Annotated in this window: 16 protein-coding genes; all 16 read left to right on the forward strand. The window is 50.3% G+C overall.

Translation table 11 applies throughout. The features are described 5' to 3' along the window. Positions 1 to 3 precede the first annotated feature (3 nt). The 16 genes from recJ (at position 4) to argS (ending at position 19,603) form a co-directional block, all read left to right on the forward strand. Positions 4 to 1,728, forward strand: a complete 1,725-nt coding sequence (gene recJ / locus DXA55_RS11085) for a single-stranded-DNA-specific exonuclease RecJ (protein ID WP_117509254.1) — start codon at positions 4 to 6, stop codon at positions 1,726 to 1,728. Between the two features lie 131 nt (positions 1,729 to 1,859). Next, positions 1,860 to 2,384 (forward strand): adenine phosphoribosyltransferase, encoded by a 525-nt coding sequence (locus DXA55_RS11090; protein ID WP_022461135.1) that lies wholly within the window; start codon positions 1,860 to 1,862, stop codon positions 2,382 to 2,384. Between the two features lie 47 nt (positions 2,385 to 2,431). Next, a complete protein-coding gene (locus DXA55_RS11095) occupies positions 2,432 to 4,729 on the forward strand; it encodes a RelA/SpoT family protein (RefSeq protein WP_117801734.1) in 2,298 nt (765 codons plus the stop codon). A 15-nt stretch (positions 4,730 to 4,744) separates the two neighbouring features. Next, entirely contained in the window at positions 4,745 to 5,368 is a 624-nt protein-coding gene (locus tag DXA55_RS11100; RefSeq protein WP_117814180.1) for an MBL fold metallo-hydrolase, read from the forward strand. Further along, positions 5,340 to 6,839, forward strand: coding sequence for a coproporphyrinogen dehydrogenase HemZ (gene hemZ, locus DXA55_RS11105; protein ID WP_117814181.1), 1,500 nt, complete (start codon positions 5,340 to 5,342; stop codon positions 6,837 to 6,839). The genes DXA55_RS11100 and hemZ overlap by 29 nt, the downstream gene beginning before the upstream one ends. Next, positions 6,836 to 7,516 carry an HD-GYP domain-containing protein gene (locus DXA55_RS11110; protein WP_117814183.1) on the forward strand — a complete coding sequence of 227 codons (681 nt, stop codon included), beginning with the start codon at positions 6,836 to 6,838 and terminating at the stop codon, positions 7,514 to 7,516. Before hemZ ends, DXA55_RS11110 begins: the two co-directional genes overlap by 4 nt. Further along, positions 7,449 to 8,705: a histidine--tRNA ligase gene (hisS, locus tag DXA55_RS11115; protein WP_055227609.1), complete on the forward strand. Its 1,257-nt coding sequence runs from the start codon at positions 7,449 to 7,451 to the stop codon at positions 8,703 to 8,705. Before DXA55_RS11110 ends, hisS begins: the two co-directional genes overlap by 68 nt. A 92-nt stretch (positions 8,706 to 8,797) precedes the next feature. Then, on the forward strand, positions 8,798 to 10,606 hold the full coding sequence (gene aspS, locus DXA55_RS11120; protein ID WP_055227607.1) for an aspartate--tRNA ligase: 1,809 nt from the start codon (positions 8,798 to 8,800) through the stop codon (positions 10,604 to 10,606). A gap of 223 nt (positions 10,607 to 10,829) precedes the next feature. Then, complete coding sequence (locus DXA55_RS11125) at positions 10,830 to 11,093, forward strand: hypothetical protein (protein WP_022461142.1); 264 nt, start codon at positions 10,830 to 10,832, stop codon at positions 11,091 to 11,093. A 222-nt stretch (positions 11,094 to 11,315) separates the two neighbouring features. Beyond that, positions 11,316 to 12,479, forward strand: coding sequence for an efflux RND transporter periplasmic adaptor subunit (locus DXA55_RS11130; protein WP_117814185.1), 1,164 nt, complete (start codon positions 11,316 to 11,318; stop codon positions 12,477 to 12,479). Further along, complete coding sequence (locus DXA55_RS11135; protein WP_117814187.1) at positions 12,476 to 12,745, forward strand: hypothetical protein; 270 nt, start codon at positions 12,476 to 12,478, stop codon at positions 12,743 to 12,745. Before DXA55_RS11130 ends, DXA55_RS11135 begins: the two co-directional genes overlap by 4 nt. Next, a complete protein-coding gene (locus DXA55_RS11140) occupies positions 12,742 to 13,425 on the forward strand; it encodes an ABC transporter ATP-binding protein (protein WP_022461144.1) in 684 nt (227 codons plus the stop codon). Before DXA55_RS11135 ends, DXA55_RS11140 begins: the two co-directional genes overlap by 4 nt. After that, positions 13,422 to 15,809, forward strand: coding sequence for an efflux RND transporter periplasmic adaptor subunit (locus DXA55_RS11145; RefSeq protein WP_117814189.1), 2,388 nt, complete (start codon positions 13,422 to 13,424; stop codon positions 15,807 to 15,809). Before DXA55_RS11140 ends, DXA55_RS11145 begins: the two co-directional genes overlap by 4 nt. An 11-nt stretch (positions 15,810 to 15,820) precedes the next feature. Beyond that, positions 15,821 to 17,071 carry an ABC transporter permease gene (locus DXA55_RS11150; RefSeq protein ID WP_055219448.1) on the forward strand — a complete coding sequence of 417 codons (1,251 nt, stop codon included), beginning with the start codon at positions 15,821 to 15,823 and terminating at the stop codon, positions 17,069 to 17,071. Between the two features lie 275 nt (positions 17,072 to 17,346). Next, entirely contained in the window at positions 17,347 to 17,814 is a 468-nt protein-coding gene (locus DXA55_RS11155) for a CBS domain-containing protein (protein ID WP_022461147.1), read from the forward strand. A gap of 22 nt (positions 17,815 to 17,836) precedes the next feature. Beyond that, complete coding sequence (gene argS, locus DXA55_RS11160) at positions 17,837 to 19,603, forward strand: arginine--tRNA ligase (protein ID WP_022461148.1); 1,767 nt, start codon at positions 17,837 to 17,839, stop codon at positions 19,601 to 19,603. Positions 19,604 to 19,733 lie beyond the last annotated feature (130 nt).

Here is a 19,733-nt window from a genome sequence, read left to right on the forward strand (position 1 = left end):
CATATGAAGAAAGAACGCTGGGTAGTTTCGGCAAAACGCGCCGATTTCCAGGCAATTGCGGACCGGTTCGGCATCGATCCCGTCATTGCCCGCCTGATCCGGAACCGGGATGTGACCGGGGAGAAAGAGATCGAAGAGTATCTCTTCGGTGATCTGGAGCAGCTCCACGATCCGCTGCTGATGAAGGATATGGAGCGCGCGGCAGATCTGATCGCAGAAAAAATCCGGGAGAAAAAGCCGATCCGCATCATCGGGGACTACGACATCGACGGTGTTACGGCAACGTATATTCTGCTGACCGGATTAAAAGATCTCGGTGCCGATGCGGATGTGCGTATCCCGGACCGGATTGCAGACGGATACGGCTTAAATGAGCATCTTGTGCAGTTTGCCGCGGATGAGGGGCGGGACACGATCGTCACCTGTGACAACGGCATCGCGGCGGGCAGTCAGATCCGTCTGGCAAAAGAGCTTGGCATGACGGTTGTTGTGACGGACCACCACGAGGTTCCGTTTGAGGAGGATGAAAACGGAGAACGCCGCTACATCCTGCCGCCGGCGGACGCGGTTGTCAATCCGAAACAGAAAGACTGTTCCTATCCGTTTCCGGGCCTCTGCGGTGCGGCCGTCGCATGGAAACTGATCCAGACGATGGAGGCAAAAGCAGGTATTCCAAAGGAGCACAGCTTCCGCTTTCTGGAATTTGTCGCCATTGCGACGATCGGTGATGTGATGGATCTGCAGGGAGAAAACCGGATTTTTGTAAAAGCCGGCCTTCGGGCGCTCCATAAAACGCAGAACCTCGGCCTGCAGGAGCTGATCCGTGTGCAGGGCATCGAGGCGGAAAACGTGACACCGTATCACATCGGCTTCGTTCTCGGCCCATGCATCAACGCATCGGGACGGCTTGACACGGCGGAGCATTCGTTAAAACTGCTCTGCGCAAAGACACGTGAGGAGGCTGCAAAGCTTGCCGGGGACTTGAAAGACCTGAATGAAAGCCGCAAAGAGCTGACGCGCCAGGGTGAGGCGAAAGCAATCGAGCTCGTGGAAACCTCCCCGCTGCAGAACGACAAAGTCCTCGTCGTCTATCTGCCGGACTGCCACGAAAGTCTTGCCGGAATCATCGCAGGTCGCCTGCGGGAGCACTTCCACAAACCATCCTTCGTACTCACCAGAAGTGAGGAGGGCGTCAAGGGCTCCGGCCGCTCGATCGAAGCGTATTCGATGTATGAGGAGCTCTGCAAATGCAAAGAACTGATGACAAAATTCGGCGGCCACCCGATGGCTGCGGGCCTTTCCCTCGCAGGAGAGGAGATGATCGAACCGTTCCGCCGGGCACTGAACGATAATTCCACGCTGACGGAAGAGGATTTCGTCGAAAAAGTCGTGATCGATGTGCCGATGCCGATCACCTACATCACCAAAAATCTGATCCGCCAGTTAAGCCTCTTGGAGCCGTTCGGAAAAGGCAACACGAAACCGCTGTTCGCACAGAAAGGACTGACTGTATTAAATTACCGCATTTTTGGAAAGAATAGAAACGTGGTGAAAGTACAGCTTGCCGATGCGGGCGGATACCAGATGGATGGTGTCTATTTCGGCGAGGGAGAAGCGTTCGCCGCATACGTGGATGCACATCCGACCCTCTCGGTAGCGTACTATCCGTCGATCGATACGTGGAACGGACGCGACAAATTACAGATCAATATCCAGAGTTATTTTTAAAGATGCAGAAAAGCCGCAAATACCTGATTTTTCTGCCCTGTTTTCTATCGGAAACAAAATTGACGCAGAAGAATATTGATGCTATACTGTAAGGTGAATTGTCAAACCTTGACGAAACGGAGGAATATTTTATGAAAAAAGTAGAGGATTACGTAAGAAGTATTCCGGATTTCCCGGAACCGGGTATTATTTTCAGAGATGTAACGAGTATCCTGCAGGACGCAGACGGACTGCAGCTTGCCATAGATGAGATGCAGCATTTTGTAGAAGAAGTAGACTGTGATGTAATCTGCGGAACCGAGTCCCGCGGCTTCATTTTCGGTATGCCGATTGCTTACAATCTGCACAAACCGTTCGTGCCGATCCGTAAAAAAGGAAAACTTCCTCTGGAGACCGTCGAGGAGAGCTATGACCTAGAGTACGGCAGCGCAACGATCGAGATGCACAAAGACTCCATCAAACCGGGCCAGAAGGTAGTCATCATCGACGACCTGATTGCAACCGGCGGTACCGTGGAGGCTTGTGCAAAAATGATCGAGCGCCTCGGCGGCGAAGTAACCAGAATCGTGTTCCTGATGGAGCTTGCCGGCTTAAAAGGACGCGAAAAACTGGCAAAATATGATGTAAAATCTGTCATCCGTTACGATGGCAAATAACGTATCCAACGAAACGCAGGGGTTAATCATGAGAGCGGAGGATACATATGGAAGAAGAGAAAAGAATCAGTGAAGAAGAATTAAAGAAGGATGTGGCGGCGGCAGAAGCCAGAATCCGCAAGACGGACGATTTTACAAGTCCGGAGGAATTATACGGGGAATTGATTGCTTCTGTGAAAAAATATCATCCATCGGACGATATTTCCCTGATCGAAAAAGCATACCGCGTGGCAGCGGATGCACATAAGGACCAGAAAAGAAAGAGCGGGGAACCGTACATCATCCATCCGCTCTGTGTGGCAATTATCCTGGCAGATCTGGAGCTCGACAAGGAGTCGATCGCGGCAGGCCTTCTGCACGACGTTGTCGAAGATACCGTCATGACCGAAGAAGAGCTGACCGAGGAGTTCGGCCCGGAGGTGTCCCTGATTGTAAGCGGTGTCACGAAGCTGGCACAGCTGAAATATTCTGCGGATAAGGTCGAGGAGCAGGCAGAAAACCTGAGAAAGATGTTCCTTGCGATGGCAAAGGATATCCGTGTTATTCTGGTAAAACTGGCGGACCGTCTGCACAACATGCGGACCGCACAGTACTGGTCGCCGGAGACGCAGAAGAAAAAAGCGCGTGAGACGATGGATATTTATGCCCCGATCGCACAGCGCCTCGGTATTTCCAAGATCAAGGTCGAACTCGATGACCTTTCTTTGAAATATCTGGAGCCGGATGCGTACTATGAACTGGTGCAGAAGGTCAGCATGAAGCGGGAGCAGCGGCAGGAGTTTGTCGATGCGATCGTAAAAGAGGTGACCCGTCATATCCACCAGGCCGGCATTGAGGCAGATGTCAACGGACGAATCAAGCACTTTTTCAGCATCTACAAAAAGATGGTCAACCAGCATAAGACGCTGGATCAGATCTATGACCTCTTTGCGGTCCGCATCATCGTGGAATCCGTCAAAGACTGCTATGCAGCGCTCGGTGTCATCCATGAAATGTACACGCCGATCCCGGGCCGTTTCAAAGATTACATTGCGATGCCGAAGCCAAACCGTTACCAGTCCCTGCATACAACCCTGATCGGACCGAACGGACAGCCGTTTGAGATTCAGATCCGTACTTATGAGATGCACCGGATTGCAGAATACGGTATCGCTGCACACTGGAAATACAAAGAGGCCTCCGACGGCAAGAAACCGGGACCGGAGCAGGAAGAGGAAAAACTGACCTGGCTGCGCCAGATTCTGGAGTGGCAGCAGGACATGGCGGACAACCATGAGTTCATGAACCTCTTAAAGAGCGATCTCGACCTGTTTGCCGACAATGTTTACTGTTTCAGCCCGGCGGGCGATGTCAAAACGCTTCCGGTCGGCTCCTGTGCCATCGACTTTGCTTATTCCGTCCATAGTGCGGTCGGCAACAAGATGGTCGGAGCGAGGGTCAACGGAAAACTCGTGCCGATCGAGACGGAACTTCACAACGGAGACCGCGTCGAGATCATCACCTCGCAGAACTCCAAGGGACCGAGCCGCGACTGGCTGAAAATTGCGAAGAGTTCCCAGGCAAAGAGCCGCATCAACCAGTGGTTCCGCCAGCAGAACAAGACGGACAACATCGTCAAAGGCAAGGAAATGCTCACCAACTATGCAAAGCTGAAGGGCAAAAACCTTGGAATCTATACGAAACCGATGTACGAAGAGGCTGTCATGAGAAAGTACGGCTTCCGCGACTGGGATTCCGTTCTTGCGGCCATCGGCCACGGCGGCTTAAAAGAGGGCCAGGTCCTCAACAAGCTGATTGAGACGTACGAAAAGCAGCATAAAAAAGAGATCACCGACGAGCAGGTGCTCGAGGCGGCATCCGGAGAGAAAGTTCTGCCGGTTGGAAAGAGCAAGGGCGGCATCGTCGTGCGCGGTATCCACGATGTGGCAGTTCGCTTCTCCAAATGCTGCAATCCGATCCCGGGCGATGAGATCGTGGGTTTTGTCACAAGAGGACGCGGCGTGACCATTCACCGCACCGACTGTGTCAATGTCCTGAATCTGCCGGAATCTGAGCGGGTGCGCCTCATTGATGCTGAATGGCAGGCAGAGGACAACGGCGGCTCTCTCTATACCGTGGAGATCAGCGTTTACGCAAACAACCGTACCGGTCTTCTGGTGGATATCTCCAAGATCTTTACCGAGCGGAAGATCGACCTTGCGGCGATGAACGTGAGAACGAGCAAGCAGGGAACGGCTTCCATCGATGTGACGTTCGACGTGCACAACAACGAAGAGCTGAACAGCATCATCGAGAAGGTGCGCCAGGTGGAGAGCGTGATTGATATTCAGAGATCGAGAGGATAAAAAGGAGAAAAGCGTATGATAAAGGTAAATTACCGGGCACTTGGAATGCTCTCGACAAACTGCTACGTTGTGGAAAATCCGGACAGCCAGAAGGTGCTGATCGTGGACCCGGGCGATTCGCCGCTGGAGATTGAACGCCAGATCGACGAGATCGACGGCGACCCGGAGGCCATTCTGCTGACCCATGGCCATTTCGACCATATGCTGGCAGCGGATGCGCTGCGGAAAAAATACCATATCCCGGTCTATGTCCATGAAAAAGAGCAGCACCTGCTGGGGGATCCAAAGGAAAATCTTTCCGGGCTCTGGAGCAAACCGTACACGATGCAGGCGGACAAAACCGTAAAAGAGGGCGATGTGCTGCATCTCGCAGATTTTGAAATCCACGTTCTTGCGACACCGGGGCACACGGCAGGCGGTGTCTGCTACTATATTCCGGCAGAGAAAGCACTTTTTTCCGGTGATACGCTGTTCTGCGAGTCCTACGGAAGATACGACTTCCCGACATCCTCCGGCAGAGAGCTGACCGCGTCGGTCAAGCGCCTGTTAAAAGAGCTTCCCGGGGATGTGACCGTGTATCCGGGCCACAACGATGAAACTACGATTGAACATGAAAAGAGGTACAATCCCCTTGCTTAATATCAGCCTTTGTTTTAACAGAAAAGATTTTGAATACGATGTGTATTCCCTGATCAAGGCATTCTATCCGGGCTGTGAGATTACCTCATGGTACGAAGAGGATGGGGCGCTGGACGGGGAATTTGCATATTATGATACGATCACATACGAGGCGGATCAGATCTGTTTTTCGATTGCAGACGAGAAACATGAGACGCTCGCTTCGCAGTGTGAGGCGGTGGAATATGAAAAAGACCGCCATGAAACGAAAAATGTCCTGAAACGGATGGTATACCGCACGCTTTCCGAAGTGAGCGGCAAAGAACTTCCATGGGGCGATCTCACCGGCATCCGTCCGACGAAAATTCCGATGAAGATGCTTGAAGAGGGTAAAAAAAATGTAGAGATTGCGAAATACATGCGCGAAACTTACTACACCAGCCCGGAAAAGACGGCACTTGCGATCACGATTGCCAACCGGGAAAAGGACATTTTAAAGACGATCGACTATGAACACGGTTACAGCCTGTACATCGGCATCCCGTTCTGTCCGAGCATCTGCCTGTACTGTTCCTTCGGCTCCCATGTGTTAAGCCGCTGGGAGCATATGGTAGATCCGTATCTCGATGCACTGATCAAAGAACTGATCTTTATCAGTGAGAACATGAAGGATTACACCCTTGATACGATCTACATCGGAGGCGGTACGCCGACCACGCTGAATGCGGCACAGATGGAGCGCCTGCTCGCGAAAGTGACAGAGCTCTTCCCGATGGAGCAGGTGCAGGAGTTCACCGTGGAGGCAGGACGGCCGGATACGATCAATGAGGAGGTCTTAAAAGCCATCCGCAAATTCCCGGTCACCCGTATTTCGATCAATCCACAGACCATGAACCAGGAAACGCTGGATCTGATCGGACGCCACCATACCGTGGAGGAGATCGAGGAGAAGTTCCGTATGGCGCGTTCCCTTGGATTTGACAACATCAACATGGATCTGATCGTCGGTCTGCCGGGCGAGGACAAGGAAAAAGTGGCGCATACGTTGGAAAAAGTGGAAGCGCTGAATCCGGATTCCCTGACCGTCCATTCCCTTGCGTTAAAGCGTGCAACGAGACTCAACCTGTTCAAAGACAAATATCAGGAAATCTCGTTTGAAAACTCTGCCGAGATCATGAAAATGACGATGGACAGCGCACACCGCATGGAGATGGGACCGTATTACATGTACCGCCAGAAAAATATGGCGGGTAACTTTGAGAATGTCGGCTACTCCCGCGAAGGAAAAGCAGGCATCTACAACATCCTCATTATGGAGGAAAAACAGTCCATTCTGGCTGCGGGAGCCGGAGCGTCCACGAAATTCGTGTTTGAACACGGAGAGCGCATTGAGCGGGTGGAGAACGTGAAGGATCTGAAAAACTACGTGGAGCGCATCGATGAAATGATCGAGAGAAAGCGTATCGGAATGGAGAAGTATCTGCCAAAATGAAAGAAAATTCCAGTCAGCAGCTTCACATGCTGCGCTATACCCTGACCGAGCAGCTCATCCATGGCATGGAAGTGAGCAATTTAGCTTACGATCTTGCGCGGGAACTGGGGTATGAGAAAAAAATCTGCTATGAGCTTGCAAAAGCGGGCGTTCTCCACGATATCGGAAAGATTGTACTGGAGAATTACGTAGAAGAACAGGATACGCTCGTCGTTGAGGAGATGCGCTTTGTGCGGACCCATTCCACACTGGGCTATGAACTCCTGCAGGGACGCGGCTACTCCGATTTTGTGCTGGAGAGTATTCTGTACCACCATGAAAATTATGACGGAACCGGGTATCCGGCCAATCTGGCGGGAGAAAAGATTCCGTTTGGGGCGCGTATCTTACGCATCTGTGATGTGTACTGCGCGCTGACCTCCGACCGCCCGTACCGGAGTGCGTTTACGCGGGAACAGGCGATGGAGCTTATGACAGAAGAAGTCAAAAATTTCGATCTGAAAATGTTCCTGGCATTTCAGAGAGTGATCCACAGCGGCAGCCGGAAAGCGATCGAGCTTTCTGATGTCGATGAATTGATCCGGGAAATCATAAAGGAGAAAACAGAAAATGGCATTAAAAAAGAAACCGGTTACCGGAATGAAAGATATTTTACCGAAAGAAATGGCAATCCGTGACTACGTGATCCGTCTGATCAAGGAAACTTACGGAACCTTCGGCTTTACCTCCATGGAGACCCCATGCGTGGAGCACATCGAAAACCTGAACAGCAAACAGGGCGGCGAGAATGAGAAACTGATTTTCAAGATCTTAAAAAGAGGAGAGAAGCTGAAACTCGAGACCGCTGAGAAAGAAAACGATCTCGTAGACAGCGGCCTGCGTTATGACCTGACCGTTCCGCTCTGCCGTTACTATTCCAACAATGCAAACGAGCTTCCGTCCCCGTTCAAAGCACTTCAGATGGGAAATGTATGGCGTGCAGACCGTCCGCAGAGAGGAAGATACCGCCAGTTCATGCAGTGCGATATCGATATCCTCGGCGAGCCGACCAACCTTGCAGAGATTGAGCTGATCCTTGCTACCACCACACTGCTTGGAAAACTGGACTTCAAGAACTTTACGATCCGTATCAATGACCGCCGCATCTTAAAAGCAATGGCAGCCTACAGCGGATTCCCGGAGGAGTCCTATGACACCGTATTTATTATCCTCGATAAGATGGATAAAATCGGTTTTGAGGGCGTTGCCAAAGAGCTCGAGGAAGCCGGCTTTGCAAAAGAGTCCGTAGAGAAATACCTGAAAATGTTCGAGGAGATCACCCCGGATACCGCAGGCGTAGAGTATTGCCGTGAGAAACTCGAGGGATTCCTTGACAAAGAGTACGCAGACGGCCTGAAGACCATCATCGACAGTGTCAATGCCGTGAAGACCGCAGAATTCAAGATCGCTTTCGATCCGACTCTGGTGCGCGGAATGTCCTACTACACAGGACCGATCTTCGAGATCGCTATGGATGAGTACGGCGGATCTGTCGGAGGCGGCGGACGCTACGATGAAATGATCGGAAAATTCACCGGAAACCAGACCTGCGCATGCGGATTCTCCATCGGATTTGAGCGTATCGTTATGCTGCTGCTCGAGAGAGATTACCAGATTCCGGGTGCTCAGAAGAAAAAAGCATATCTGATTGAGAAAAACATGCCGGCAGAAGGAATGCAGAAGATCATTCAGCAGGCGACAAAAGAGAGAAGTGAAGGCACGGCCATCAACATCGCCGTGATGAAGAAGAACAAGAAATTCCAGAAAGAGCAGCTTGCCAGCGAGGGCTACACTGAGATCGAAGAATTTTTTGTTGACAAAATGTAAGGAATATCCAATAATAGTAATCGCATGAAAAAACGATGTGCTGCGGATGCAGATTCTTTGTGTCCGCAGTTCCAAATAGGAGGAACAAGAAAATGGCTGAATCCATGAAAGGCCTGAAGAGAACCTGCCGCTGTGCGGAAGTCACAAAAGCAGATATCGGAAAAAAAGTAACCCTGATGGGCTGGGTACAGAAGAGCCGTAATAAAGGCGGAATTATTTTCGTCGATCTGCGCGACAGAAGCGGTATTATGCAGATCATCTTTGAGAACGGCCCGATCAGTGAGGAAGGTTTTGAGAAAGCAGCAAAACTGCGCAGCGAGTTCGTCATTGCCGTAGAAGGTGAAGTTATGGCCCGCTCCGGTGCTGTCAATGAAAATCTGGCAACAGGAGAGCTCGAAGTAAAGGCTGAGTCCTTACGCATTCTTTCCGAGGCAGAAACCCCGCCGTTCCCGATCGAGGAGGATTCCAAGACGAGAGAAGAGCTCCGTCTGAAATACCGTTACCTGGATCTGCGCCGCCCGGACATCCAGAGAAACCTGATCATGAGAAGCAAAGTGGCAATGCTCACCCGTGAGTTCATGTCCAAAGAAGGCTTCCTTGAGATCGAAACCCCGATGCTGACGAAATCCACACCGGAAGGCGCCAGAGATTACTTGGTACCGAGCCGTGTTCATCCAGGCAGCTTCTACGCACTGCCGCAGTCTCCGCAGCTGTTCAAACAGCTTCTGATGTGCTCCGGCTATGACCGTTATATCCAGATCGTAAAATGTTTCCGTGACGAGGACCTGCGTGCCGACCGTCAGCCGGAGTTCACCCAGATCGATATGGAGCTTGCTTTCGTTGATGTAGACGATGTTATCGATGTCAATGAGAGACTGCTGGCACACCTGTTCAAAGAGGTGCTCGGCGTTGAGGTACAGCTCCCGATCCAGAGAATGACCTGGAAAGAGGCTATGAACCGTTTCGGTTCCGACAAACCGGACCTGCGTTTCGGTATGGAGCTGGTTGATGTTTCCGAGACCGTAAAAGATACCGAGTTTGTTGTATTTAAGGGCGCGCTTGAAAACGGCGGTTCTGTCCGCGGTATTAACGCAAAGGGACAGGGCGCAATGCCGAGAAAGAAAATCGACAAGCTCGTTGAGTTTGCGAAAGGTTACGGTGCAAAAGGTCTTGCATACATTGCAATCCATGAGGATGGAAGCTGGAAATCTTCCTTCTCCAAATTTATGACAGAGGAGCAGATGGAAGCCCTCATCAAAGCCATGGACGGACAGGCTGGAGACCTTCTTCTCTTCGCAGCAGACCGCAACAAGATTGTTTGGAACGTTCTTGGCGCACTTCGTCTGGAACTGGCAGAGCAGATGGGACTGCTCGACAAGAACGAGTACCGTTTCGTATGGATTACCGAGTTCCCGCTTCTGGAGTGGTCCGATGAGGAGAACCGTTTCACCGCAATGCATCACCCGTTCACCATGCCGATGGACGAGGATCTGCCGCTTCTGGACACCGATCCGGGCGCAGTTCGTGCAAAAGCTTACGATATCGTCCTGAACGGCACTGAGATCGGAGGAGGAAGCGTTCGTATTCACCAGAACGATGTGCAGGAGAAGATGTTTGAGATGCTTGGTTTCACAAAGGAACAGGCACATGAGCGATTTGGTTTCCTTCTGGATGCTTTCAAATACGGAGTTCCGCCTCACGCCGGACTGGCTTACGGACTGGACCGTCTCGTTATGCTGATGGCAAAAGAGGACAGCATCCGCGACGTCATCGCATTCCCGAAGGTAAAAGATGCTTCCTGTCTGATGACCGAGGCTCCGTCACCGGTTGACGCAGTACAGCTGGAAGAGCTTGGTCTTGAGGTTGAGCCGCAGGCTGAGGAAGAGACAATAGAAGAGTAAAGAAAATTTTGTAATTTACAGGACAGACAATTTTGCAGAAGTGCAGCGTTGTCTGTCCTTTTTTAGGTTTCACTCGATCGGTGTAAAGAAAAACTTAAGAAATTCTTCCACGTCTTCCCCGTTGTTTTGCTGGAAAAAAGTGCTACAATATGGTTTGTAAGAAAGATACGGAAACATCCACAGCAAGTGGAACACATAGAGAAAAAGACAAGGAGGGATCACGATGTTAGTTACATTAGTCATGCTGGCAACCTGTTTTGGTCTGCTCTGCGGAATTGGAATTTTATTTGGGATCGTCGGACTGCTGCTGAAATTTGGAGGAAAAGTCCTCGGCGCATGCGCCACTATTCTTCTCCCGATCGGCGTGATCTGGCTTGGATTTAAAATCGTGTTCGCCGTCGTTCCGCTTCTGTTCAAACTGGTCTGTGCAGCGCTGATCTGTTATCTCGTATACCGCATTCTGCGGGAGATGAAACTTGTAGCATAAAAAATAAAATCTAACAGATTCGAAAGAAAACCTGCTTTCCGTCATAAACACGGAGGCAGGTTTTTAATGACAAAAACAAAAATCTATTTTCAGAAAAAGCCAGTATTTGCTAAAAAAAGAGTAAGGAAAAAGTAAGAAAACAAAAAACAAAATGTGATACGATAGAACTAACTTGGGAAAGCAGAAAATTAATTTGTAAAATAGAAAAGTGGGAGGAAGCATATGAAGAAAAAAGTAATCGCGATTGTGTGTGCAGTCGCAGTGCTTGCGGCAGCCGGAGGGGGAGTGACATGGCATTTCCTTGGAAACGGTACAAAAGAGGACGATAACGTCGTCTATGTCAATACTGTAAAAGCCCTGACCAATCTGGGAACCGGAAATGGAATGGAAAACCGCTATGCCGGTGTTGTGGAGTCGGAAAATACCTGGAAGGTAGAGAAAAACAGCGAGAAAAAGGTAAAGGAAGTTTATGTGGAAGTCGGTCAGGAGGTTCAGGTCGGAACACCGCTGTTCTCCTACGATACCGAGAAATTCCAGAGTGACCTCGAGCAGGCGCAGCTGGATCTGGAACGCATAAACAATGAACTTTCAAGTATGAATACCAATATCAACCAGCTTTACAAAGACAAAAAGCAGGCATCAAAAGACCAGCAGGCAAGCATCACACTGGAAATTCAGGAAGCGGAGCTGGATTTAAAGAAAAAAGAATATGAAGGAAAATCAAAACAGGCGGAGATTGATAAATTAAACGATAACATCACCAATGCGACCGTGATCAGCGAAATCGCCGGTGTTGTAAAATCAATCAACAACGATGACAGCAGCGCCGGCGCTTACTCCGGTGACAACTCCGACAATTCCTTCCTGACCGTTCTTGCAACGGGAGATTTCCGTGTAAAAGGCCAGATCAATGAACAGAATATGAGCGACGGTTCGATTACGGAAGGAAGCCAGGTGATCGTGCATTCTCGTGTAGATGAGAATCAGACCTGGACTGGAACTGTGACAAAGATTGATCGGGAAAATGCACGGACAGGAAGCAATAACGTTTACAGCAGTTCAGGAGACGGTATGACGCAGTCAAGCAACTATCCGTTTTATGTGCAGCTCGACGGAACGAACGGCCTGATGCTCGGCCAGCACGTTTACGTAGAGCCGGATATCGGCCAGCAGGAAGTCAAAACAGGAATCTGGCTGTCCGATTACTTTATCAACGATGTCGACAGCAACCCTTACGTCTGGGCCGATGATGGAAACGGCAAACTGGAAAAACGAAGCGTAACGCTGGGAACATACGATGAAAATATGATGGAATATCAGATCACTGATGGTCTCAAAGAGGAGGATGCATCACCTTCCCGGAGGATGGACTGGAAGAGGGCATGAAGACCGTCGTTAGTACCGATGGTTCGCTGGGACAGAGCAATCCGGCCGGCGGCGAGGATGACGGTATGCTTGACAACGACGATGGAATGGTCGACGACGGTATGACGCAGGATGAAAACGGCATGGTCGACAATACCATGGACGGCGCAGAGTACAGCGGTGAGGAAGATACAACGAACGTGATCGGCGGCGCCGACAATGGTGAGGCAGAACCGGCAGACACACAGGAAGCCGGATCAGCAGATGACGGGGAGGTGCAGCCGTGATTCTGGAATTAGAGAATATCTGTAAAGAATATATGCAGGGCAAAATCCCGGTTCCGGTTCTGAAAAACATCAACTTCTCCATGGAAGAAGGCGAGTACGTTGCGATCATGGGTCCTTCCGGTTCCGGAAAAACAACACTGATGAATATTGTCGGCTGCCTCGACCAGGCGACGAGCGGACGGTTGATCCTCGACGGACAGGACATCAGCAAATGCAGTGACAATCAGATGTCGGACATCCGCCTGCAGAAAATCGGCTTTGTCTTCCAGAACTTCCAACTCCTTGCAAGACAGAGCGCAATGGAAAATGTATGCCTGCCGTTGACGTACGCGGGCGTGCCGAAAAAAGAGAGAAGAGAGCGGGCAGCGATTGCCCTCGAGCGGGTGGGGCTCGGCGACCGTATGAGTTTCAAACCGACCCAGCTCTCCGGCGGACAGAAACAGCGTGTGGCGATTGCAAGAGCGATTGTCAACCATCCGAAAATTCTGCTGGCTGATGAGCCGACCGGAGCACTCGACTCCCATTCCGGCGAGCAGGTCATGGAGCTGTTCCAGAGCCTGAACGACGAGGGCGTCAGCATCTTGATGATTACACATGACGCGGAGATCGCATCGATGGCACAGCGCACCGTGGAGATCCGCGACGGAATGATGAAATCGAAGGAGGTGGCTGAAACATGAAAAAAGGAAAAGCAGCAAAGAAAGCCGCGATTGCAGTTGTGACCGCAGTTGCCGTGGGCGGTGTCAGTGTCGGCGGTTATTACGGCATCCGCCAGGCGCAGAAGACGACCGTAAAAGTGTATCCGGTCAGTGACTTTACGAGTGGTTACTGGGGAGACAGCATGAACATGGAAGGCCAGATCACCTCGACGGCTTCCCAGAACATCTATCTTTCCGACAGCCAGACCATTTCCCAGGTTCTCGTCAAAGAGGGCGATGTGGTAAATGCCGGAGACACGCTGATGACATACGATACCAGCATGATTGAGCTGGATCTGGAAACGCAGCAGTTACAGCTTGCACAGACAAAGCTGAAAATCCAGCAGAGTGAAAAAGAACTGGAAAAGCTGAAAAAGACAAAACCGGTATCGGATACGCCGCTGAATCCGGTGGAGCCGGATTTCCCGGATTTCCCAGATGAACCCATCGATCCGGATTTCCCGGACGAACCGATTCCGACCCCAGAACCGGAGCCGACGTACGAGGATGCTGTTCTGTACAGCAGTACGAATAAGCTTGTATTTGGTTCCAAACCATACAAAGGAGAAGGAACGCAGGAAGACCCATACACCTATCTCTGCGCACCGGGAACAGTCCTGACAGGCGGATTCCTGAATCAGATGGCAGGATACGCGGATGAAAAGGGAACGAAAAAAGAAGAGGACAGCGAAGGATACTGGTTTCGCCTGGAGATTCATGAGGAAAACAAAGCCGCAGAGGCGCTGGAAACCGTGTGGGAGCAGGATGGAACGAAGATTGCGAAAGCATACGAGACTTCGTATGAAGCAGTCCTGAGTCTGAAAGAATCCGAATCGGCGGATGCACCGGAAATAAAAATCACCACGCCGCTTGCCAACACAGAGGTGGCAGAGGGCGGCGAGCTGAAGCTGAAAATCGGAATCAATGAGAAGAAAGATACCGAAGAGAAGCCGGATGAGAAAGCCGACGATAAAACGGATGATAGAACCGAGAGTCTGTCCGAGGACGATGTGACACAGCCGGGTGAAGCCGGAAATGGAAGCGGTGAGGCAGACGATTCCACGGAAAACACCGAAACGGATGTCACTTACACATACGTCTGGAAACACAACGGAAAGACAATCGACGGAGATTTTAAGGATACTTACACAAAAGAAAACATCACAAAAGAGGATGCCGGAATCTATACAGTAGAAGTGACAGCGAAAAATGACAAGGGTACTTCCATGGCAGTCAGCACTGCAAATGTGGCGGTAAAAGAAGGAACGATTACCCCGACACCAAGTGTAACTCCGACCCCGAGCGTTACGCCGGGACCGAGTGTAACTCCAGAGCCGACCGTCAGCCCGGAACCAAGTACAACACCGATTCCGACCACAGAGCCGGTTCCAACAGAAATTCCGGTGCCGAGCGAGACCCCAGTTCCGACGGAAACGCCGACGCCAACCGAAGCCCCGGCAGAACCGGAAGCGGAACCGCAGAGCGAAGATGTGCCGGAAGCAGTGCAGACGACAGCAAAAACCGTATTCTACGGTGAAAAAGCATCGGTACAGTCCCTCTTTACATCATCCACAGGAAGCAGCGCAAATAACAATACTTCTTCCGGTGATGATACCCAGATGACCTACACAAAAGATGAGTTGAAAAAAGCCATCAGCGAAAAAGAAAGCCAGATCCGTAATCTGAAGCTGGATCAGAAGGAAGAGGAACTCAAAGTCAAAAATACGCAGAAATCCCTGGATTCCCAGACCGTAAAAGCGACGATCAGCGGTGTGGTAAAGAAGGTTGGAAATGCAGAAAACCCGTCCAACGACGGAAGCGCCTTTATCCAGGTCAGTGGAAACGAAGGTCTGTACGTGCGCGGCTACTTAAGCGAGACGTATCTCGATCAGGTAAAAGTCGGCGATGAACTCAACGTGACTTCTTGGTCTTCGGGTGCTTTTGCAGCGGCAACCGTAACCGAGATTTCTCCGTACCCGACAACAAGCTACATGTCGTACAGCGAGACACCAGCCTCCTTCTATCCGTTCACAGCCGTTATCCCGGAAGGCGGAGAAGGTTTTGAAAACGGTGACTGGATCGAGATTGCAATCACTGTCGGAAACGATGTAGAAAACGGCAACGGCCTGTACGTCAGCAAAGAATTCATCCGCGAGGAAAACGGACAGAAATTCGTTTATATCCGGGATGAAAATGATAAATTAAAGAAACAGAATGTGGTAACCGGAAAACTTCTGTGGGGCAGTTATTACGAAGTGAAGAGCGGTCTTTCCGAAGAGGATTACATTGCATTTCCGTACGGCAAAACCGTGGTGGAAGGCGCAGACACGAAGGAATCCAGTTCATCGGATTATTACAACAGTTAAGGAGGCGCATTATGTTAGAAAATGTAAGACTTTCCTTTCAGGGAATCTGGTCACACAAAATGCGTTCCTTCCTGACGATGCTGGGTATTATCATCGGAATTGCGTCGATCATCTCAATTGTCTCCACGATCAAGGGAACGAATGAGCAGATCAAACAGAACCTGATCGGAGCCGGAAACAACAACGTGACCGTCAGCTTAAAGCAGGGCGACGGTGATTACTGGATGGACAACGGACTGCCAAGCGGCGTGTCGAAACTGTCCGATGATCAGAAAAAGCGGATCCGCGAGCAGGATCAGGTGGAAAATGCATCGTTTTACACCGAAAGAACGTATGTGAGCGGCATCGCAAAAGGAAACACAACACTGGACAGTGCGAAGGCGCTTGGCGTGGATGAAAATTATCTGTCGACGTGCGGATATCAGATTTATCAGGGACGCGGCTTTGTGGAGAGCGATTTCTCGAAGACCCACAAAGTTGTCCTCCTCGACGATACCGCAGTGCTGACACTCTTCCCGGATGAGTCGCCGGTCGGCAAAACGATCGAGATCATGGGAGAGCCGTTCACGGTGATCGGCGTGATCAAAAAAGCCGATTCGTTCCAGCCGGTCATCAATTCCAGAGATGACTACTATACGTACAATCAGGAATCTTATCCGCTGGTGCTGATGCCGGATGTCTGCTGGCCGATCGTATTCCAGTATGATGAACCGGAAAATGCCGTTGTGATGGCAAAAACGACCGAGGATATGAGCACGGTGGGAAAGACAACAGCGGATATCATGAACGAATCCGTGACCAATACAACTGATTCTCTTTCCTATCAGGCAGAGGATCTGCTGGAGAAAGCAAAGAGTCTGCAGGAGTTAGGCCAGAGCACGAACCAGCAGCTGATCTGGATCGCGAGCATTTCGCTTCTGGTCGGCGGTATCGGTGTTATGAATATTATGCTGGTATCTGTAACGGAACGTACAAGCGAGATCGGCCTGAAAAAGGCGATCGGAGCAAGAAAACGCAGAATTCTGTTCCAGTTCCTGACCGAGGCGGCGGTGCTCACCAGCATCGGCGGACTGCTCGGCGTGCTGGGCGGCATTATCATGGCACAGGTGATTTCGAGGGTATCGCAGACGCCTGTGGCGATCAGTATTCCGGCAATCATTTTCTCCGTGGTCTTCTCCATGGTGATCGGTATCGTATTCGGACTGCTGCCGTCGGTAAAAGCAGCGAACCTGAATCCGATCGATGCGCTGCGAAGAGAATAGAACAAAAAAGAGTTGAAAAATCCGTGCGGGTACAGCGTAGGTGCTGGATCCGTGCGGATTTTTTGTGCGGCGTGTGCGGATGAAACTTAAGATCTTTACTTTTTGCGGAAAGTCGGTTATACTGGAAAATAAGCGCAATTTGCGGCGCAGCAAAGAGGCATTCGAGTTTCGGATTCGGTATGTTTATGAAAATATAAGAAAGATTCAAAGACATTTCACATTCGTTTATGGTATAATCAAACAAGAGTATGACCAACGAAAAGGAGTATACGCGAATGAATATTTTGTTTTTTATCACACCGAAAAGTGAAACGGCTTATCTGTATGACGACTGCTCACTTCGGCAGGCCATCGAGAAGATCGAATATCATAAATACACGGCGGTTCCGGTACTGAACAAAAAGGGCTGCTACGTGGGAACACTGACGGAAGGAGATCTGCTCCGCATCATAAAAGAACGGTATCTGCTGAATTACCATGAAGCAGAGGATATCCCGCTCTGGCAGGTTCCGAAACGGTGGAATTATGAGTCCGTCAACATCAACAGCAACATCGAGGACCTGATCGAGATGTCCATGCGGCAGAATTTCGTTCCAGTTGTGGATGACGAGGGAATCTTCATCGGCATCATCCGAAGAAGAGATATCATCCAGTACTGTTATCAGAAAAGCGGCATCAAAGAAGAGGAAGAAGCCCGGCGCAGCGCGCGGAAACAAAACGCAGAACAGATGATTCTGCAGTAAAGAAGAAAATGAGGGAAACATTATGAAAAAACTGATCGATCTTATCCAGGAAGAGCTGGTAAAGGCCTTTACCGCTGCGGAGATGGACCCGTCCTATGCAAGGGTTTCCGTTTCCAACCGCCCGGATCTGTGCGAATACCAGTGCAACGGCGCAATGGCAGCTGCAAAAGCATACCACAAAGCACCGATCCAGCTGGCTGAAGCAGTTGTAGAAAAAGTGACCGATCACAGCGTGATCGGTGAAATTGAAGCCGTAAAACCGGGATTCATCAACCTGAAAATCAACCCGGAATTTCTGGCAGATTATCTTTCCAAAATGCAGAACGATGAAGATCTTTCTGTAGAAAAAGCAAAAAATCCGAAAACCATCATCGTAGATTACGGCGGAGCAAACGTGGCAAAACCGCTTCACGTCGGCCATCTCCGTTCCGCGATCATCGGCGAGAGCATCAAGCGTATGGGACGCTTCATGGGGCACAACATGATCGGTGACGTTCATCTTGGAGACTGGGGTCTGCAGATGGGACTGATCATCACCGAGCTGCAGGAGCGCCATCCGGAGCTTGTTTATTTTGATGAGTCCTTTACGGGAGAGTACCCGGAGGAAGCACCGTTTACGATCAGCGAGCTCGAGGAGATTTATCCTTGCGCAAGCGGCAAATCGAAAGAGGACGAGGACTATAAGAAACGTGCACTCGAGGCAACGAGAGAGCTGCAGCAGGGCAGAAGAGGATATCGTGCGATCTGGAAACACATTATGAACGTTTCTGTTGCCGATCTGAAAAAGAACTATGGAAACCTCGACGTTCATTTCGATCTGTGGATGGGTGAGTCCGATGCACAGGAGTACATTCCGGACATGGTAGATTACCTGAAAGACAATGGTTATGCACATTATGACCAGGGCGCACTCGTTGTTGATGTCAAAGAAGAGACAGACACAAAAGAGATCCCGCCGTGCATGATCTTAAAATCCGATGGAGCAGCTCTGTATGATACGACAGACCTGGCAACCATCATCCAGCGTATGAAACTGTACAAGCCGGACGAGATCTGCTATCTGGCAGACAAACGTCAGGAGCTTCACTTCGTACAGTGTTTCCGCTGTGCAAGAAAAGCAAAACTGGTGAATGATGATACCGTTCTTTCCTTTATCGGCTTTGGTACCATGAACGGAAAAGACGGAAAACCGTTCAAGACCCGTGAGGGCGGCGTTATGCGTCTGGAGCGTCTGATCGGCGAGATCAACGATGAGATGTATCAGAAGATCGTGGAGAACCGCAGCGTAAAAGATACGGATGCAAGAGGAACGGCACAGATTGTCGGACTGTCTGCTATTAAATACGGTGACCTGTCCAACCAGGCATCGAAAGATTATGTATTCGATGTTGAGAGATTTACTTCCTTCGAGGGAAACACCGGTCCGTACATCCTGTACACGATCGTTCGTACAAAATCCATCCTCGGAAAATATAAAGAAGAGGGAAATGAACTGAAGAAAGGCGCACTTCTGGCACCGAAGAGCGACAGCGAGAAAGCTCTGATGCTTTCCGTATCCCGTTTCAACGGCGTTGTGGAGAACGCATTCGAGGAGAAAGCACCGCATAAGATCTGTGCTTATATCTACGAGCTTGCAAACGAGTTCAACCATTTCTACCACGAGACCAAGATCTTAAGTGAGCAGGATGAGGCAAGAAAAGCATCTTACCTGGCACTGCTGGATCTTGTCCGCGAGGTACTTGAGACCTGCATCGACCTGCTGGGATTCTCGGCACCGGAACGGATGTAAGATTCGCCAAGAGGGAAAAAATAGATAAAAAACAGGCGATTTTTTTGGCAGCCGTCGGCTTCTGTAGTTCTTGCAGAAACGGCGGCTGTTGTGTTATACTTACATCACGATTTTTCATCCGCTTGGACAT

The sequence above is a fragment of the Blautia sp. OF03-13 genome, assembly GCF_003460685.1.
GTDB lineage: Bacteria > Bacillota > Clostridia > Lachnospirales > Lachnospiraceae > Fusicatenibacter > Fusicatenibacter saccharivorans.